The following is a 17,976-nucleotide window of genomic DNA, read 5'->3' on the forward strand; positions in this document are numbered from 1 at the left end:
TGAAATAGCTATTAATCAAGCTCGCTACAAATTTGCTCACGAGTGTCTTTATCAAAGTAAGTCCATGCAATAAAGCGGCTTGTTTTTTGACCTTGTGCCATATCAACTATTTTATATTGTGCTATTGGGTGAGCTTTTAATACTTCTTCAAGAGCTGCAATATTATCTTTTTTGGATACTAACGACGTAAACCACAGTACTTGCTCTGCAAAGTCTTCGCTCTCTTTAATCATGTTAGAGATAAACTGTACTTCACCGCCTTCACACCATAATTCATTATTATGACCACCAAAATTAAGTGCGCTACTGGGTGTTTTGCCTAAGTTTTTCCATTTACGTTCACTGCCTTTAGTTGCTTCTTCTTCATTGGCATGAAACGGAGGATTACAAAGTGTTAAATGAAATAAATCTTTTTGATTTATAATGCCTTTAAAAATATGCGATGCGTTTTTTTGCTGCTTTAAGGTTATTTTCAAACCATTAAACTGCGCAATTTGCTTTGCTATTTTTACTGATGCTGCATCAATATCAGTCCCTGTAAAATGCCATTTATATTCACTTGTACCCGTAAGTGGATAAACTAAGTTAGCGCCAGTGCCAATATCAAGCACTTTAATTTGCTTACCTAAAGGTATTTGTTGTTGATTATCGTCACTTAATAAATCGGCTAAGTAATGAATGTAGTCAACACGCCCTGGTATAGGTGGGCATAAATTATGCTCAGGAATATCCCAAAAATTAATATTGTAGTGTGCTTTTAAAAGCGCCTGATTAAGTGTTTTTACCGCTTTGTTGTCACTAAAATCAATGCTTTTAGTGCCTGCAGGTGTGGTTATAACAAAAGGCAGTAGAGCAGGGTGCTCTGTTGTTAATAAATCGAAGTCGTATCCATTTTTATGTAGGTTACGAGGATGTAATTTTGAACGTGTATTATTTTCTTTCATGGCTTCATTTTAACAACAGATATAATGTGGTGATTGTAACAAATGCTGATGAGTAAAGTGCAGACATTTCCTTTGGTATATTTAATATTGCTGGTAGGATGAGTTGAAAATAATAAAAAGGAATAACTGTGGCGATTTCTCAGCAATCAATAATTATCAATTTAGACGCTCACCAAACACTTCATTTACGTCGAATCAGCGATGATAATCAGCAAGGGCCTGTCGTATTTTTTATGCATGGAGCTGTAGAAAACGGTAAAATTTTTTACACCCATTCTAATAAAGGGCTTGCCCCTTTTTTGGCTGAGCATGGGTACCGATGCTATGTGGCTGATTTACGTGGACGAGGTGATAGTAAGCCAATTATTTCGAGCGAGTCCGAATATGGACAAACTGAGTCTATCCTAGAAGACATCCCTACCTTTATTAAGCAAATAGAGTTGATTGAAGGCAAGAAGCCTGACTACTGGGTCGCTCACTCTTGGGGCGGGGTATTGATGAACAGCGCGTTTGCACGTTTTCCAGAGTATATTAATGATGTAAAAGCGTGTGTGTATTTTGGCTCTAAGCGTTCTTTATTTAATAACCATCCTCAAAAATTATTACAAGCCAATTTAATTTGGTATTTTATGGCACCTTTACTTGCTAAAAAACACGGCTATTTAAATGCTAAAGGTTATAAGTGGGGAAGCGATAACGAAACTCAAAAGTCGCATTATCAAAGTATGCAATGGGCTAAAAAGAAGCCATGGATAGATTCTGATGATAATTTTGATTATGCAAAAGCTCTAAACAACCTGCATTTACCGCCAACGCTTCATATTGCTGCGGTAAAAGATAAAGCATTAGCGCAACCAATCGATATTCAAAAGTTTATGGACGAATCAGGGCCTGGCATTCAACAAATGCGAATTTACGGTCGTAAACACGGGCATAATTTTGATTACGATCATATTAATATGCTTACCCACCGAAGTGCGCGTGATGATCAATTTAAAGATTTACTTAATTGGTTTAAAGCACATCTGTAGGACCTGTTGACCTTTCAGGGTTGAACCCAAAAGGCAGCGCATGTTTGGTCTTTATGCTACGTTATCGCCTATTTATGGGGAACAACCACACTACATAGGCTCTGCCTTGCCTAAATACCAAACAGCCTACTGCAAATTTAACCTCGAAAGATAAACAGGCCCTAATTAATTCTCATCAAGTAACTTTAAAAGCGGTGTTTTGTAACGCTCCCACTTAGCGATTGCGGCGTTATTAATAGGTTGGCGAATAGCATGTTTACTCAACGTGGTTACCGGTGTTTTTTGTTTATAAAACGCTAAGCAACGCTGTTCAAAATGACAGTTTAAAAAACCAAGTAACTGCGTTAGCTGCTCTTTTGGGTTGCTCACTAAATCTTCGTAACTGACATCATAAATTGGCATACTTTTAAAGGAGTACCAATGGCTCATCAGTTTTTCATACACACTATGGTAAAGCTTAAACTCAGGTAGTGAGCAAAAATAAGGCTCGTTTTCGGCAAAGTAATTAGTGAAAATAGAAAACGCAGTAGCATTAAAGTTGCGACTTAAGTTTATAAATTTGGCATTTGGAAATAGGATATATATTAGTCCGAGCGACTGATAATTACTCGGCAGTTTATTTATTATAAAAGGTCTGATGGGCGATGCTGTTTTTAATGTTGCGATATAAAGCTCGCGGGCTTTTTTGATTAAGTCAGGCGTTAAATGCGCTAAACATTGCGGGTAAGCAACTCCCGTTTTTTGCTCGATAAAAGCAACCGCGTTATTACTAATACTCGTACTTTCTCCTAGGCTCGAAAACTGACTATGGCTTGCCAACATTTGCTCCAGGAGGGTAGAGCCACTACGAGGCATACCAATAATAAATACAGGTGTAATATTACCTGTAAATTTTTTATCGGCAGAGGCAATAAATTCCTCGGTGTTGTATTTTATTATTTCATCGTAAAAAGGGATTAAATCTTTAGTGTTAAATTCACTTAATTTTCTTTGTAATTTATTTGCCAATATAAAATAATTAAATGCTTGCTCGGTATCTTCAAGTGCATCGTAACTGTTTGCTAATGCGTAGTAACACACCATTTTTAAACGTAAATTGCTCGTTTGAGTTAGTAAGTGGTGCAAATTACTTACATAATTATGCTCTTTATCAAACCGGCCTAACTGCACAAGTTCAAATAAAATATAAGCTGTTACAGGGTATACCCCAATACTGAGTGCATGAGCAAAGGTTGTATGGGCTTTATCTAACTCGCCATGTGTTAAATAGTGCTGTGCTAAGTAATAATGAGGCTCTGGGTTATGACTTGCTAATTTTTTTGCGTATTCGAGCACCGTTAACGCATCGTTTGGCGAATTAACACCGTTAAATGCATCAGCAAGGGCATGTAATGGTTCAAGCATATGAGGCATGCGCTCACACGCTTTTTGGAGTAAGTACACGGCAGCGTCATAACGCTCTAATCGTAGGGCAATTCTGCCTAAGCCAAATAAAGCTTCACCATTTTCGGGATTACTATTTAATAGCGTTTTAAAATGAAACTCAGCTTCTTTGAGTTTATTTTGTTGAAATAATTGGTTGGCTTTATTAAGTAACATAGTTAGACATTATTATTATTTTTATTAACTATAAAATTAAAAAGGCGAAATGTCTTTAACATTTCGCCTTTGGTTCTTCATGAAAATAGTTTAAAAAGTATATGTTGCTTTAGCGTAGTAAAAGCCACCGTTAATACCAAACGGAGATGTTTCGTAGAACTGACCACCCCAGTTGTTATTAGGGATACCCGTTGCATCTGCAAAATCAAGTTTTTCAGCATCTTGGTCGAATAAGTTTTGAGCGCCTACAGAGAAGCTAACTGATTCATTTAAGAAGTAAGTTACTTCAGCATCAATAGTGACTGCAGCATCTGCTGTTTTAGCTGTTGCATCATAATCAACGTGAACACCTTGGTATTCGCCGTAGTAGTTTGCACGAGCAAATGCAGAAACTGATTCCCATTGTTGAGACAATGTGAACGTTGCACGATGGTTAGGTAAATCTTCTTCTAAGCGTTTAACTTTAAACGCACCTGTAATCTCACTAAATTGAGTTACTTCAGTATCATTCCAGTTATAAGCAAGACTAAATGTAGAGCTACCGCCCATTAGTTCAGCAGTATAGTTTGCAACTAAATCGATACCTTGAGTTGTTGTATCAAAGTCATTTGTAAAAAAGCTTACCTGAGCAAGACCTTGTACATTAGGAACTCCAGCGGCTGTAAGTGTATCTTTATCTGCTTGGCTTAAGTTGATTTTATCTGATTGACTAATACGGTCATCTACTTGAATGTTGTAGTAATCAAGCGTTAAAAATAACTCGCCGATTGTGTATACAGCACCAAGTGTATAGCTTTGTGATTCTTCCGGCTCAAGCTCTGTACCACCTAATTGCACTGCAATAGGGTTTGTTGGTGGAAGAAGCGCTGAATCTTGTAATACACCGCTGTCTAAGCTTGTTTGTACGTTACTTACGTTAGCTTGACCAACTGTAGGTGCACGGAAACCGCTACTTACAGAACCACGAATATTTAAATCTTCAGTTAAATGGTATTGAGCCATTACTTTGTAGTTAGTTGTAGTACCAAAGCTGTCGTAGTCTTCAAAGCGAAGCGCTACGCCCATTAAAAAGTCTTCAGTAAAGGGTGCTTCAACATCAACATACGCTGCATAGTTACGACGAGAAAACTCACCTGCTTGTGATGGTTTAAAACCAGGGAAGCCGTTAGAGCCAATACCAAAACCTTGTGCTGTTAAAGGGCCTGCTGTGTAAGATTCTTCATCACCAGAAATGATAGTGAATGTTTCTTCATGCCATTCAAAACCACCGGCAATGTTTACATCATAAGCTAAACCAAAGTCGACACCCTTTGATAAATCAAAGTTAAAGTTTTTCTCTAGCTGTTCATATTTACCCGGACTGAAGTCACGTGGCGTATCCGCACCTAAAGAAGCATTAACCGTGTCATAGATGAAGTAACGTGATTCATTTAAACCCACAGTACCGCTTAAGTCATAGTAAGTATCTTTTAAGAAACCACCAGTGAATCGTCCTTTAGTACCAATAGTTAAAGAAGTATCAGTAATGTTGCCGCCAAAGTTAGGTGTAAAGCCACCTGGAAGCGTTTCGTTAAAGGCAAAACAATCTGGGTTGTTCGCTACACCATTTATATAAGCAGGATCATCTAATACGTTGCCATCTGTTATTGCAATAGTAGGACAGTTAGCGCTCATATCAGGTGTTAAATCTGCAACAAGTAGTGTTTCGCCACCATCATTTGAGTAAACGCCAGAACGTGTTTGCGGGTTACGGTAGTAAAAGCCACCACGTACATCACGTTCAGAGTAATTACCAAACATGTAAAATTCAGAATCGTTTGTTAGCTCTAAACCTACGTTACCAAAAATTGTAATATCGTCGTTTACTTCTGGTGCGCCCCATACTTGTGCAAGAGAAGATACATCAGGAACACCGGCCGCTGAAAGTGCTGCGGCATCGGCACGTTGAACTGAACGGCTTGTTGCATCAGCTGTTTTATATTGAAAGCTTAAGTTAGCAAAGCCATTGTCGGTAAACGGTAAACCCACGTTACCCGACACTTGTGTTGTATCGCCGTCGCCTTCATAAAATTGACCATGGCGGATTTCTAATTTACCACCTTCAGAAGCGTCTTTTAGTTGGAAGTTCATTACACCGGCAATCGCATCAGAACCATACTGAGCTGCTGCGCCATCACGAAGTACTTCTACTTGTTTAATAGCAATGCTTGGAATAACTGAAATATCTGCGCCTTGCGCGCCATCGTTAATACCACCGCCTAAAAATGCAATTACAGAAGCACGATGACGACGTTTGCCGTTTAAAAGAACCAATGTGCTGTCTGATGGTAAACCACGTAAGTTAGCTGGGCGAACAAGAGAGGCCGCATCACTAATAGGATTTTGATGTACGTTAAAAGATGGCACGGCACCTTTTAAAAGCTCAAGCATGTCGGTATTGCCTGATCTTTCTAATTCTTCGCCGCCAATAATATCGATTGGAACTGGTGAGTCACCGATTGAACGTGGAGCTGAGCGCGTACCTACTACGGCAATTTTCTCTACGTTTTTATTTACTTTAGTTTGCTGTTGCTCGTCTGCTGCAATAGCAGAACCCGAAAAAAACAACCCTGCAGTGGTTGTAGCTAAAGCAAATTTGATTGCTTGGTTTAGCGCATTATTTTTTAATTTCATTCTAATTTTCCCCAGTTAGAATAATTCTTATTTTTGATGCTAATTTCACATCATTTATTTTTAACTTAATTTTTTGTTTCACATAAGTTTGAGGGTTTAGCTCAAAAGCCTAATCAATTAAGCTTACTTTTTGTGAAGTCCTATTTACAGACTATAGATAAAAAACAGGAAGGGCAATTACTAATTAACTATTTGATAACAAAAAGATTCAATTTAAGAAAAAATGCAACAGTGGTGCAAAGTAAAGGCAAAATGAACTAAATAGGTGCAAATAGGGCTTTTTAGGGGAGTGTTAATGCGCTGGAAGTGTTTAAATGTTATTTATTTGTTTCTTTTTTGTGGAGGATTCAATGTTTTGTTCGCATCGCCAAGCTGCTAATTTTTCTTTGTATTCATCCCACACGCAGGGGCAGCAACTGCCTCCACCGCAGCATTCATCAGATTTTGGTTTTTCAGGTTTTTGCGGTAGTTGGTTTGTCATATTCAGTGTTGTTGTATGTATTTAATACTAATTTGGTGCAAAGGATAAGTTAAAGGATGTTGTAAGTAAATTATTCTTTGTGAACCTGTGTTGCTGTGTGAAAATAAAAGTTATGCGATTATATAAAGTTATTCACCGTGCACCTTGGCGGGTAGTTAAAATTAGTAAGAAACGCCAACAGCTGCGTTTTCGTCGTGCTATGGTGGCGCTTAAAATTGCACTTGCTCAAGAAAGGCAAGAAACCAAAGAGATGCTTTCTATTTATAGGCGCTATACCCAAGGCCAAACAAGTAAAGAAGAATTAAAACGCGCTAATGAACAGTTTGTTGATATTTTGAAAGGGTTAGGGCTCGGTGTGTTTGCAGTATTACCTTTTGCCCCGCTTACAATTCCTTTAGTTGTTAAATTAGGGAGTTTAGTGGGAGTTGATGTACTGCCAAGTTCGTTTAATATGAACAAATCTATTAAAGAACTTGATGCTAAAATAGATCAAGAAAATCAAAAGCAAGAATCCAAAAATAGCTTAAAAAAGTAACTAAAATCCCTTCAAATTAGCGATACCTTTTAGGTGCGCTTATTGATATGCTCTTAAGTACCATTTTTATATTATATGAGCTTTTTAATGAGTGCATTACTACGTCATACATCTTCTGGTATTCCTTTATCTTTTATTCTTAAAAACGAATTATCTGACTGGCAAGCACAGCAGCCTGCATTTATACAAAATTGGTTAACTAATACAGGTTTTGAAAAGCAAGGTGTTGCTTTAATCCCTGATGCTAAAACTGGCGAGTTAAGCCACGTATTTTGTTTAATGCAAAGCAACGATGATTTTTGGGCAGCGGGTAATTTAGCAAATACACTGCCTACTGGTACTTATCAAATTCAAGGCGAGAGCGCTTTTGTAGAGCAAGTTGCTTTAGGGTTTGTGCTTGGTGGTTATGAATTTAGTGAATACAAAGAAAAACCAACAGCAAAAGCGCAATTAGCCATTAGCGATAAAGCGTTGTTTGAGCGTATTAGCCAACAAGCTGATGCTATTACACTTGCGCGTGATTTAGTTAATACGCCAGCGGTAGATATGATGCCGCAACATTTATCGCAAGTAATGGAAGATTTAGCTGCAACTTACAATGGCGAATTTTCACAGTGGATTGGCGATGAGTTACTAGAGCAAAACTACCCGACTATTCACATGGTGGGTCGTGCAAGCGAAAATAAACCACGTTTACTTGATTTAAAATGGGGCGCGACAGATGCTCCATTAATTACACTAGTAGGTAAGGGCGTATGTTTTGACTCAGGTGGACTTGATTTAAAGCCAAGCTCTGGCATGCGTAACATGAAAAAAGACATGGGCGGCGCGGCGCACGTAATTGCACTAGCACAGCTTATTATGGCAGCTAACTTACCAATTAGATTACGAGTGCTTGTACCTGCTGTTGAAAATGCAGTATCGCGTAATGCATTTCGCCCAGGCGATGTAATTAAAACGCGCAAAGGTATTATGGTCGAAATTGATAATACCGACGCTGAAGGGCGCTTAGTCTTGTGTGATGCATTAAGTGAAGCACAAAACGATAACCCTGAACTAATTATTGATTTTGCTACTCTTACGGGCGCATGTCGTGTTGCATTAGGCACAGAGCTTCCGGGCTTTTTCTCAACAGAGCGCGATGTAGCAAACGGTATTATTGATGCAGGTTTAAGTGTACACGACCCTGTTTGGCAACTTCCGTTGTTTGAGCAATACAAAAGCTTACTAAAAAGTGATGTAGCCGATATGGCAAACTGCGCAAGTACACCGTTTGGTGGTGCTATTACTGCAGCGCTTTACTTAAAAGAATTTGTTGAACCAACAACACCGTGGGTACACTTTGATGTAATGGCGTGGAACTTACGTGCATTACCAGGTCGTCCAACGGGTGGTGAAGCGTTAGGTATTCGTGCTGTATTTAACTACTTACAAAACCGTTTTAATAAATAAGTTTTTGATTCAATAGTAAGAACTTGAGCTTATGAGTGTTAAACCTCATACAGCTCAAGTGGCAAGTTATCTGGATCGGCAAAAAAGGTAAACTTTTTGCCGGTTATTTCATCCACTCTAATATCCTCAACGTTTACTTCGCACGACTCTAAATACGTTTTAGCACTCTGTACATCCGCTACCTTAAAAGCTAAATGTCTTAAGCCGTGTGCTTCGGGATAGCTTGGTCTTACAGGCGCTCCATCAAACGAAAATAGCTCTATTTGGCTACCATCGGGCATGGCTAAATCTAATTTATATGAATTACGATCAGCTCTAAAGTGCTCATTAATAACGTTAAGTTTAAGTACATTACTATAAAAGTGTTTAGAACGTGCGTAGTCACTACAAATAATCGCAGCGTGATGAATCCCTAAAAGTTTCAAATTTAATTCCTTAAAAAGCAAAAACGCACTTAAATAAGTGCGTTTTAAATGTGGCTTATTACATCTCGTGTTAGCTTGGCTGCGCTTCTTTACATGCTTTAACGGCCGGTGCTACAAGTTCTAAACCGGTTTTATCACATGGCGGTAAAGCGGCATCGCTTACACTAATAGGCGTTACGCGTTCGCCCCATTTTATGTAACTTGCAGCCCACGTAAGGCCTGCACCAAATGCAGCAGACATAATGTTTGAATGCGGTTTAATTAACCCTTGCTCAACGGCTTCACATAACGCAATAGCAATCGTAGCAGCAGAGGTATTACCATACTCACCAATGTTAACCATTACTTTTTCGTCAGGTACTTTTAAACGATGCTGAATAGCCTGAATAATACGTAAGTTAGCTTGGTGTGGAACGAGTACATTAATGTCATCAAGGCTTAAGTTGGCTTGTTTAAGTACATCGTCGCACGCTTCGCTCATGCCTTTGACAGCACGTTTGAAAATTTCACGACCTTCAAATAATAAATCAGATGGACCAATTGGCTCATATTTATTTAAATCACTACCAAAGTTAGTGATGTGTAAAATATCGCGGTCTTCACTGTCGCAACCAGTTTTGGTTGCTAGTAAACCAGCTGGCGTATCTGCCGCTTCAAGTACGACAGCACCTGCGCCATCGCCAAATAAAACAGCGCTGTCGCGACGTGCCCAGTTTACATACCAGGTCATACGCTCAGCGGCAATGACCACTGCTTTTTTGATCATACCCGCTTGAATTTGTGCTGTAGCAGCTTGCAATGCATATAAAAAGCCCGAACATGCCGCGTTTGTATCCATTGCGGCAGCGCCTGTTGCACCAATATTTTTTTGCACTTGTGAGGCAGTATTTGCCACAACTGTAGAAGGTGTACAGGTTGCTAATATCACTAAATCAATATCTTTAGGATCAACGCCTGCGCACGCAATAGCATGCTTAGCTGCAACGGTTGCCAGCTCGGCGGTACTTACATGGCTCACTCGGCGAGATTTAATGCCAGTACGCGTGGTTATCCACTCGTCGGTGGTATCAACTATTTCACTAATTTCATCGTTGCTAATGCTTGCTGGTGGAATGCATTTACCCCAACCAGTGATATGTGCGTAAGGCATAGTATGTTCTCTTAAGGTGGTCTGACATGTATTACTAATGGGTGAGTTATACCAAAAAACGGCTTTCAAGACTAGTTTATAGCATGCTTTGTGTCGTAAATATTCGCAATTACAGGTTATTTAAGGTAATGCTAGTATAAAAAAGGAGCAAGTATGAAAACAACACTAATAACAACATTCACTGCAATAACGCTGGCATTAATAGCAAATGGGGCTTTTGCTCAACAACATAAAATTATTTATGCGGGCAGTTTACTTGCATCCGAGGATCAAAAAGTAAAAACAGAGCAAACGTTAGTCATAACAGATAATACAATAACAGCCATTAAAAACGGCTACCTCACAAAAGCAGAACTTAACCTACCTGATGCCGATATTATCAATCTTAAAAATCAATTTGTAATGCCTGGTCTTATTGATATGCATGTTCACGTTACGTTTGAGCGAGATGCTAAAGCAAACCCTCACCGCTGGGCAACAGAATATGACGCCGATTATGCTTTGCGCTCAATTAAATATTTACAACGTACGCTCGATGCGGGTTTTACATCAGTGCGAGATTTAGGTAGCGATCACAAAGTTATATTTTCGCTAAAACGTGCTATTGACCGAAATGATATTAACGGCCCTCGCATTTTTGCAGAGGGTAATACAATATCGCCTACCGGTGGACACGCAGATATGCACGGTTATCGAAAAGATATTACAGATGCGGTTACAGGCGGGATTGGTATATGTAATGGCGCGGATGATTGTAGCCGTGCGGTACGCGAGGTAATTAAAAGTGGCGCTGATGTAATTAAAATTACTGCCACGGGTGGAGTACTAAGTAATACCGCTGCTGGTGTTAACCAACAACTTACAGATGCAGAGCTGATTGCAATTGTTGATACGGCTCACCACTTAGGGCGTAAAGTTACAGCGCATGCACACGGTACACAAGGTATAAAAGCGGCCTTAAAAGCCGGTGTAGATTCTATTGAGCATGGCTCTTATTTAGATAAAGAGGCAATAAAGTTATTTAAAAAAACGGGAGCTTATTTAGTACCGACGCTTTTAGCGGGTGCAACGGTCAGTGAAGAGGTGCTTACAAATCCAAATATGCCACCGGCAATAGCCGATAAAGTGCGTGAAGTAACTCCAAAAATGCAGGCTTCGTTTAAACTTGCACTGAAGAATAAGGTTAATATAGCTTTTGGAACAGACTCTGGGGTGTCGCGTCATGGGCTCAATGCTAACGAATTTAGTTTAATGGTAAACAATGGTATGAGCGAAGCCCAAGCTATTAAATCAGCAACTATACAAGCAGCTAAACTGCTGGGACAAAGTGCACTCATTGGCGACTTGAGTGTTGGTAAACAAGCAGATATTATCAGTGTGAATGGCTCACCGCTTAAAAATATCGACGTACTTAAAAACGTGCAATTTGTTATGAAAGCTGGGCAAGTTTATAAACAATAGGGAAGGTTATGAGCAGCAAAATAAAAGTGTCGTTGTTTAATCATTTGATTGACGCTGAGCGCCAGTTACTAGACCCAGAAGTTCGCCAATCTGAGCGCGCATTAGATGCTTTACTCGATGATGAATTTATCGAAATTGCTGCCAACGGCACTACGTTCAATAAATACCAAGTGCTTACCCGCTTACCTACCGAGGTTGTGCCACAGTTTTATAATCAGCATTTTAAGGGCCGAATGCTAAGTGATGATGTAGTGCAACTTAGTTATCAAGCTGCTTATAGGCGCTCTGCTCGCAGTGAATTTAATTACTCGTTGCGTATGTCGCTTTGGCGTAAACAAGGCGAGCAATGGAAAATGGTGTTTCATCAAGGAACGCCTTGTGCGCCGTTTTCAATTTCGATGGATGATGATTAAAAACCATATACCCGTTAAAATACCTTTATTAAACATTTGATTGGGCAATTACCTCTTGTTAATGCGTACCGACCCCACTATTAGTCGACTATTAATGCTGCGAAGCGGCGCAATTGCCGTGCAATTAATTGCTGTGCTTAGCGTTTATTTTTTACTAGAACATCAAATTGCATTACTGCCTTTACTGATTGTTATTGCTGTTGAGGCTGTTTTTCAGCTTATTAGCCTGTTTGCTTATCGTAATGTAAGCCAAGCTAAACCTTTGGGTATGTTGATGCAGCTAACTGCAGATGTATTATTTTTAACGGTTTTGCTTTCGCTAAGCGGCGGTGCAACTAATGCATTTGTATCGTTATTATTGCTCCCGATAATGATAGCTGCTGTTACGCTGCGAGAAAAAGGATTAGTTTATATTGCGGTGTTAGCCATTGCCGCATACAGTTTTTTGCTGATAAAGATGCCCGATCACAGTATGCATCAAATGAATATGAGTGGTCACTTTATTGGCATGTGGGTCAATTTTGTTTTAAGTGCTAGTGTAATTGCACTTGTTATTGGCGCAATGAGCAGGGCACTTAAAGAGCGAGAGCGAATTATTGCAAACGTGCGTGAAAAACAATTGCGTAATGAACAGCTTGTTACCCTTGATGGCGCTGCTGCACAAATAACCCATCAACTTGCGACCCCTATAGCAAATTTACAACTATTGTTTGAAGAGTTATTAGAAGATCAACCAAACAACCCTATTGTTAAGCACATGCAAGCGCCGCTTGCTCAGTGCAGTACGCAACTTAACGACTTTAGAAAACTCTCAGAGCAATTACGCCTTAAAAATTCGCAAGAGCATACCACTGTAAAGCAACTGCAAACGCAAATTACAGACACACTTTTACTGCAATACCCTGATCAGCACATTAAATGGATTACGCCACCAATTGCAGCAACGCTATTGAGTGATGCGATGTTATTGCCTGCTATTTTGAATTTATTGCAAAACGCCGCGCTTGCCAATCAAAAGCAAGGTCAAACTCAATTAGAGCTGAGTTGGCAGCAAGACAACTTACATAGCGAATGCGTTTACTTGTTAATTCGCGATTTTGGCCCTGGCTTTTCATCTTCGCAATTAGCAGAGCTGGGCGGGCAACTTATGCCAAGCGATCAGGGAATGGGGCTTGCTGTGCTTTTATCAAATGTTACTTTTGAGCGTTTAAATGGCTCACTTACCTTGTTTAACCATGCAGATGGCGGCGCTGTCGCCAAAGTTAAACTCGCTATTGTAAACACTGAGAATAACGCCTCATGAAGTTACTTATAATTGAAGACGACATTAATTTAGCCAATACACTGGCAAGGCGCTTAACTAAACAAGTCTTTACCTGCGAGGTGGCGCATAATCAAAGTGATGCGTTACTTGCTGCGCGTAAACTATTGCCTGACTTTGTTTTATTAGACATGAAACTAGGTGACGACAACGGACTTGTACTCATAAAGCCGCTGCGTAGTTTGCTCCCCCAAGCACATATTGTTTTACTAACCGGGTTTGCAAGTATTGCAACCGCAGTAGAGGCAATGCGTTTAGGCGCAAACGACTACCTTACTAAACCGGTTGATATGGCAACATTATTAAAAGCGCTTAACACCGAGCCTGTGGCATCGGCATCGAATGTTATTGATGATGCAGTTATGTCGCCGGAGCGCTTAGAGTGGGAGCATATTCAACAAGTGCTTCACAGCAATAATGGCAATGTGTCGGTTACCGCAAGGCAACTTAATATGCACAGGCGCACGTTACAGCGTAAATTACAAAAAAAGCCGGTGCAGCAGTAAAGTACTTAATTTAAGGAAAGTGTTATGAGTGATGATGCAGCTAAATTAATGCTTAATCAAAAAATTATATTATTCGACGCGCAATGTAAGCTATGCAGCGCGTGGTGTAACTTTATTATTAACAACGATGCCAATACCATTTTTAAATTATGTAGCGTGCAATCTCCTAAAGGTGAATTTTTGTTAACACACTTTGGTTTTTCGACGAATGAATATGCCTCAATGGTTTACCTAGAAAACGGTAAAGCTTATACACAAAGTCACGCTTTTTTTAACGTTGTTAAGCAACTTGGTTACCCATACAAACTAGCAAACGTATTTAGTATTTTGCCAAATAGGTTAAATAATTGGTTATACGATAGGGTTGCCTTAAACCGCTATACCTTATTTGGAAAATATCAGTACTGCAGAATTCCCAACCCTGATGATGCCAAACATTATTTATAAATTAGGCATTAATACACTGCAGTATAAGTAGATGCTAGGTTTATGGGGTTGTGTTAAAATCGCCGCGTTTAATTTTAGCTAACGGTATAAAAGGCTTTTTTCATGGCAAACACAGCACATGCACTTCACATTTTGGTTAAGCACAAAGAAATTGCAGAAGATATTATTAAGCAATTAGGTAAAGGTGCAAAGTTTCAAACCTTAGCTAAAAAGTATTCGTCATGCCCATCGGGCAAAAAAGGCGGTGATTTAGGTGAATTTGGACGCGGACAAATGGTCCCACAGTTTGACAAAATTGCGTTTAAAGGCGCAATTTTAGAACCCCACCTAGTTAAAACTAAATTTGGCTGGCATGTTATCAAAGTACTTTATCGTACTTAATTTACTTAAGCAGTTTGGCAATTGACGCCGTGTTGGGGAGCGTCCATCTCATCACCCATTCTAAATTTTATATTTTGACGAACTAATAATTAGGATGGGTGTCATCTTAATTTGGATTTATTAAGCCAATGGGTAAATTTAATGCAAATAAATACCCATTAATTAACATAAAGGGCCTTGTGTTTTTAAACTTGTAAAGCTTATCTCACAGTAATTCAATACTTTTGACATCAAAACCTGGAAAACGAGGATAAATAGAATACCTAGCTTCTTTCCCGAAAAATCTTATTTTGACAAAATAAATTGAAAAATTATTAATCTGGATACTATTATTCCAGACTAATAATACTTAACTTGGTGGTGTTCGAAGGATAAATTTCCTCTTAAATTTTAAATAGTTTATTATTCTGTGATAAAGATAAAACTCGATACTCTGGCTTATCTAACTCATCTGGTAATTTATCCCTAAGTATTGGTACAACAAACTGACAATTTGCATCAATGACTTCCCTGACGAGACCAATAATTTGATTATCATCCACAACTTCCATTTGGTCATGTAAGATGAAATGCAAGTTGGGTATATGCTCTTTATCTGAAAACTTAACATAGGCAATATCAAAGGCAGCAATTTCACCTTTTTTCTTACCTGTTCCTGTTTGCCCATTCAGAGAGTCAATGTACAACTTATAAAAAGATGATTCGGAATTTCTGGCTTTTTCGAACGTGGCGCTCATGGCAAATTTTTCACCATATAGCCTTTGAGATATATCAGAGAAAAACCCGTTAAACGAGGACACTCGTTCTTGTATAATATCGTTTAAGCTAAATATTGAGGCATCTATAACAGATAAATCTTTTTCAATTTTGCTCAATGTTGCTTTTGTTTTTTGTAATTGTTCAGACTTTTCTTCTAATCGACCTTTTTGTTCATACATTCCATTGAGTTCAGTAATAATTACTTGCAGCTCATCAACAGCGTCAGCCTTTTGCAGCGAATCCACAAACTGCTGCTCTTTACTTAAGTTAAGTTGTATGTCAGAAACTGTTTTTATGAGCTGCTCTTGAAGACTTGGCAGCTCTTCAGTTACATAATGGATTTTTTCTGAAATCATTTGATTATGAAATGCAACGATATCTTCGTAGCTCTTCTGGAGACTAGGAATGATCACTTTCGCTTGTGAATATAACTCGGCAATTTGAGATATCTCTCCATTTGCGATATCTCGCTCTAATTCAATTTTGCTTTCTTCAATTAGTTCTTTTCTCAGGCTGAGTTGACTTTGCTTGGCGTATAGTAAGTTCAAACGAGCTCTTACTTCATTTAATGACTCTAAATCGCTTTCATAATCTTCATTGATATTAAAGTTATACTTTTTTCTCTCTAACTGTTCTATATCACGCTCAACAATATTTAAAAATTGTTGTATTTTAGATTCACTATTATCTGAAATTAAACGTTTATACAGTGTATCTTCAATTCTCTTTTCTTCTAATAAGCTACGTTTTTTCTCGGCACTAGGATAATTAACGCCCAACCAAAATAAATATAACGCTTCATACTCTTCAGCCTTACCAAAATTACCAAGCACTCTGACGGTATTTTCCAAACGCTCCGCTTCATCTCGTATGTTTTTAGCTTTCAACTGCTTGAAGGTTGGTTTATCTTCCTCGTAACCAAAAATAAGCTTTTTAAGCTCACTGTCTAAATCTTTTACCTTGACTGTTTTCTCATTGATTTCTAGTATTTTTTTACTGTTACTTAAAAAGTTTCTACGTATCTCAATTTGTCTCGAAAAGGGGTCGTCAAGGTCATCTCTCAACCGAAGTGTTATGACAACACTATTGTTTATTAGAAAAGCTTTAACCTCTTCATTGAGGTTATTCTTAAACTCTTTACTTTGATAAATACCTTTATCTGAACCACCTAAACAAAAATTAATTAATCGTATAACGGTGGTTTTACCAATATTATTACCTGATTGTTTATCACTTCCTTCGGATGATTTTGTTTCATCAACAATGAAGTTTATCCCTTTGTGGAAGTTAATTTTACGTATCGTATGTCCTTCACTTTCTATGGTTAATGATTTTAAGAACATTGTTCAATTATTCCTTTATTTGACCTTATAGTTCCAAGTAAATATAGCCAGTCGATAGTTAATATAAATAACCTTAGAGAAATGTCTTCTTTTACTTTTAATTCTTGGTAAATATCAAAAAAATCCACAGCTCCGCCTTTAGAACTTAATATTTTAAGCGCTTTAGCACCTAAATAATAAACCTGCCGCTGAGGGTGGTTATCTTGATTTACGATCACTTTTTAGGTTCCTCTAGTATCTTACAGCGCATAAAACCATCAACCATTACGATAGAAACTGCAAATTCTACATCTTCATAGGGTAAAGTACTATCATTATTGAGGCTTGCATCAACTTGCTCATGCAAGCTGCGCTTAACATATTCGATAAGCTGATCCGCATGGATTTTTATATTATTCAAGGATTGATCATTACCTAACACTTTTCCTTTAGCCTCTAGGTAAGTATTTCTTACATTTCTTAAAAGTGAAGTTTTACGCCCGTTACCAGAACGTTCAAATTCACTATATAGCGCATTTATCTTGCCCTGGTAACCGCTGTACTCTTGAATGATCGGCGCATTTTCAATAACATCATTATAAGAAATTTTATCGTCGACAGAGAAGCTATTGATAACTGGCTCATCCGTCACTTTATCAATATCAATTCCTGATATTTTATTGATAACGTCTGCCAACAAAGACGGTCGCTGTGATAGGGGTCTTTTTGCAGAACAACGCTCAGCCATTTCACGCTCATGCCTCTTTTTCATTTTTTTCAAAACATCAACTGTATATTTTTCTACATCATCTGTTTCATCATGGTGAGGAGGGCAGAGAAGAATAAGGTTGTCGTAATCAGCGCGCTTATAATCTTCCATATTGCCATTCCAACGTTCACCCCCCTTATTTGCAGCTTCAATATGACAAATATTTGAATGTTTAGCTGATCTATCATCACTCATTTCTTTTTCACAACCAGGAAAAGAGCACTTATTTCTGGATAAACCAAATAAGCGCTTTAATGTTTTATCCGTATAGCTCCTTGGACCTGACATAACTATCCTTTAATTCTAA

At 38.5% G+C, this 17,976-nt stretch carries 18 protein-coding genes; 9 read left to right on the forward strand and 9 right to left on the reverse strand.

What is annotated here, in order from left to right; all coding sequences use genetic code 11:
* Positions 1–11: 11 nt before the first annotated feature.
* A complete protein-coding gene (gene rlmF, locus I6F54_RS00180; protein WP_197139316.1) occupies positions 12–944 on the reverse strand; it encodes a 23S rRNA (adenine(1618)-N(6))-methyltransferase RlmF in 933 nt (310 codons plus the stop codon).
* A 128-nt stretch (positions 945–1,072) separates the two neighbouring features.
* On the opposite strand from rlmF, the gene I6F54_RS00185 reads away from it, so the two are divergent.
* Positions 1,073–1,975 carry an alpha/beta fold hydrolase gene (locus I6F54_RS00185; RefSeq protein ID WP_197139317.1) on the forward strand — a complete coding sequence of 301 codons (903 nt, stop codon included), beginning with the start codon at positions 1,073–1,075 and terminating at the stop codon, positions 1,973–1,975.
* A gap of 165 nt (positions 1,976–2,140) precedes the next feature.
* Here I6F54_RS00185 and I6F54_RS00190 read toward each other — a convergent pair whose 3' ends face one another.
* The 3 genes from I6F54_RS00190 to I6F54_RS00200 form a co-directional block, all read right to left on the reverse strand.
* Positions 2,141–3,574, reverse strand: coding sequence for a tetratricopeptide repeat-containing sulfotransferase family protein (locus I6F54_RS00190; protein ID WP_165728406.1), 1,434 nt, complete (start codon positions 3,572–3,574; stop codon positions 2,141–2,143).
* A gap of 90 nt (positions 3,575–3,664) precedes the next feature.
* Entirely contained in the window at positions 3,665–6,247 is a 2,583-nt protein-coding gene (locus tag I6F54_RS00195) for a TonB-dependent receptor plug domain-containing protein (protein ID WP_010553992.1), read from the reverse strand.
* Positions 6,248–6,557: 310 nt separating this feature from the next.
* Complete coding sequence (locus I6F54_RS00200; protein WP_197139318.1) at positions 6,558–6,728, reverse strand: oxidoreductase-like domain-containing protein; 171 nt, start codon at positions 6,726–6,728, stop codon at positions 6,558–6,560.
* 112 nt (positions 6,729–6,840) lie between these two features.
* Here I6F54_RS00200 and I6F54_RS00205 point away from each other — a divergent pair, with 112 nt between their 5' ends.
* Together I6F54_RS00205 and I6F54_RS00210 are read left to right on the forward strand one after the other, a co-directional pair.
* Entirely contained in the window at positions 6,841–7,263 is a 423-nt protein-coding gene (locus I6F54_RS00205; RefSeq protein ID WP_165741172.1) for a hypothetical protein, read from the forward strand.
* Between the two features lie 87 nt (positions 7,264–7,350).
* Positions 7,351–8,715 (forward strand): leucyl aminopeptidase family protein, encoded by a 1,365-nt coding sequence (locus tag I6F54_RS00210; RefSeq protein ID WP_165741173.1) that lies wholly within the window; start codon positions 7,351–7,353, stop codon positions 8,713–8,715.
* A gap of 38 nt (positions 8,716–8,753) precedes the next feature.
* Here the strand turns inward: I6F54_RS00210 and gloA2 are convergent, their stop codons facing one another.
* Positions 8,754–9,140: an SMU1112c/YaeR family gloxylase I-like metalloprotein gene (gene gloA2, locus I6F54_RS00215; protein WP_165741174.1), complete on the reverse strand. Its 387-nt coding sequence runs from the start codon at positions 9,138–9,140 to the stop codon at positions 8,754–8,756.
* Positions 9,141–9,210: 70 nt separating this feature from the next.
* Positions 9,211–10,290 (reverse strand): ketoacyl-ACP synthase III, encoded by a 1,080-nt coding sequence (locus I6F54_RS00220; RefSeq protein ID WP_197139319.1) that lies wholly within the window; start codon positions 10,288–10,290, stop codon positions 9,211–9,213.
* Between the two features lie 153 nt (positions 10,291–10,443).
* Here I6F54_RS00220 and I6F54_RS00225 point away from each other — a divergent pair, with 153 nt between their 5' ends.
* The 6 genes from I6F54_RS00225 (at position 10,444) to I6F54_RS00250 (ending at position 14,819) form a co-directional block, all read left to right on the forward strand.
* Entirely contained in the window at positions 10,444–11,751 is a 1,308-nt protein-coding gene (locus I6F54_RS00225; RefSeq protein WP_197139320.1) for a metal-dependent hydrolase family protein, read from the forward strand.
* Positions 11,752–11,759: 8 nt separating this feature from the next.
* Positions 11,760–12,164: a nuclear transport factor 2 family protein gene (locus I6F54_RS00230; RefSeq protein WP_165735897.1), complete on the forward strand. Its 405-nt coding sequence runs from the start codon at positions 11,760–11,762 to the stop codon at positions 12,162–12,164.
* A 61-nt stretch (positions 12,165–12,225) separates the two neighbouring features.
* The gene (locus I6F54_RS00235) at positions 12,226–13,467 is read left to right on the forward strand and encodes a sensor histidine kinase (RefSeq protein ID WP_197139460.1); all 1,242 of its coding nucleotides are present in this window, start codon (positions 12,226–12,228) and stop codon (positions 13,465–13,467) included.
* A complete protein-coding gene (locus I6F54_RS00240; RefSeq protein ID WP_197139321.1) occupies positions 13,464–13,991 on the forward strand; it encodes a response regulator transcription factor in 528 nt (175 codons plus the stop codon). Before I6F54_RS00235 ends, I6F54_RS00240 begins: the two co-directional genes overlap by 4 nt.
* 24 nt (positions 13,992–14,015) lie before the next feature.
* Complete coding sequence (locus I6F54_RS00245; protein WP_197139322.1) at positions 14,016–14,438, forward strand: thiol-disulfide oxidoreductase DCC family protein; 423 nt, start codon at positions 14,016–14,018, stop codon at positions 14,436–14,438.
* Positions 14,439–14,540: 102 nt separating this feature from the next.
* Positions 14,541–14,819, forward strand: coding sequence for a peptidylprolyl isomerase (locus I6F54_RS00250; protein ID WP_008171402.1), 279 nt, complete (start codon positions 14,541–14,543; stop codon positions 14,817–14,819).
* Between the two features lie 383 nt (positions 14,820–15,202).
* Here the strand turns inward: I6F54_RS00250 and I6F54_RS00255 are convergent, their stop codons facing one another.
* The 3 genes from I6F54_RS00255 to I6F54_RS00265 are packed head-to-tail and all read right to left on the reverse strand — an operon-like array spanning position 15,203 to position 17,957.
* Entirely contained in the window at positions 15,203–16,921 is a 1,719-nt protein-coding gene (locus tag I6F54_RS00255) for a DUF2326 domain-containing protein (protein WP_197139323.1), read from the reverse strand.
* On the reverse strand, positions 16,912–17,139 hold the full coding sequence (locus tag I6F54_RS00260; RefSeq protein WP_197139324.1) for an ABC-three component system middle component 6: 228 nt from the start codon (positions 17,137–17,139) through the stop codon (positions 16,912–16,914). Before I6F54_RS00260 ends, I6F54_RS00255 begins: the two co-directional genes overlap by 10 nt.
* On the reverse strand, positions 17,136–17,957 hold the full coding sequence (locus tag I6F54_RS00265) for an ABC-three component system protein (RefSeq protein WP_197139325.1): 822 nt from the start codon (positions 17,955–17,957) through the stop codon (positions 17,136–17,138). The genes I6F54_RS00260 and I6F54_RS00265 overlap by 4 nt, the downstream gene beginning before the upstream one ends.
* Positions 17,958–17,976: the final 19 nt, after the last annotated feature.

Origin of the sequence: Pseudoalteromonas sp. SWXJZ10B (genome assembly GCF_015864475.1) — a bacterium.
GTDB classification, from domain to species: domain Bacteria; phylum Pseudomonadota; class Gammaproteobacteria; order Enterobacterales; family Alteromonadaceae; genus Pseudoalteromonas; species Pseudoalteromonas arctica.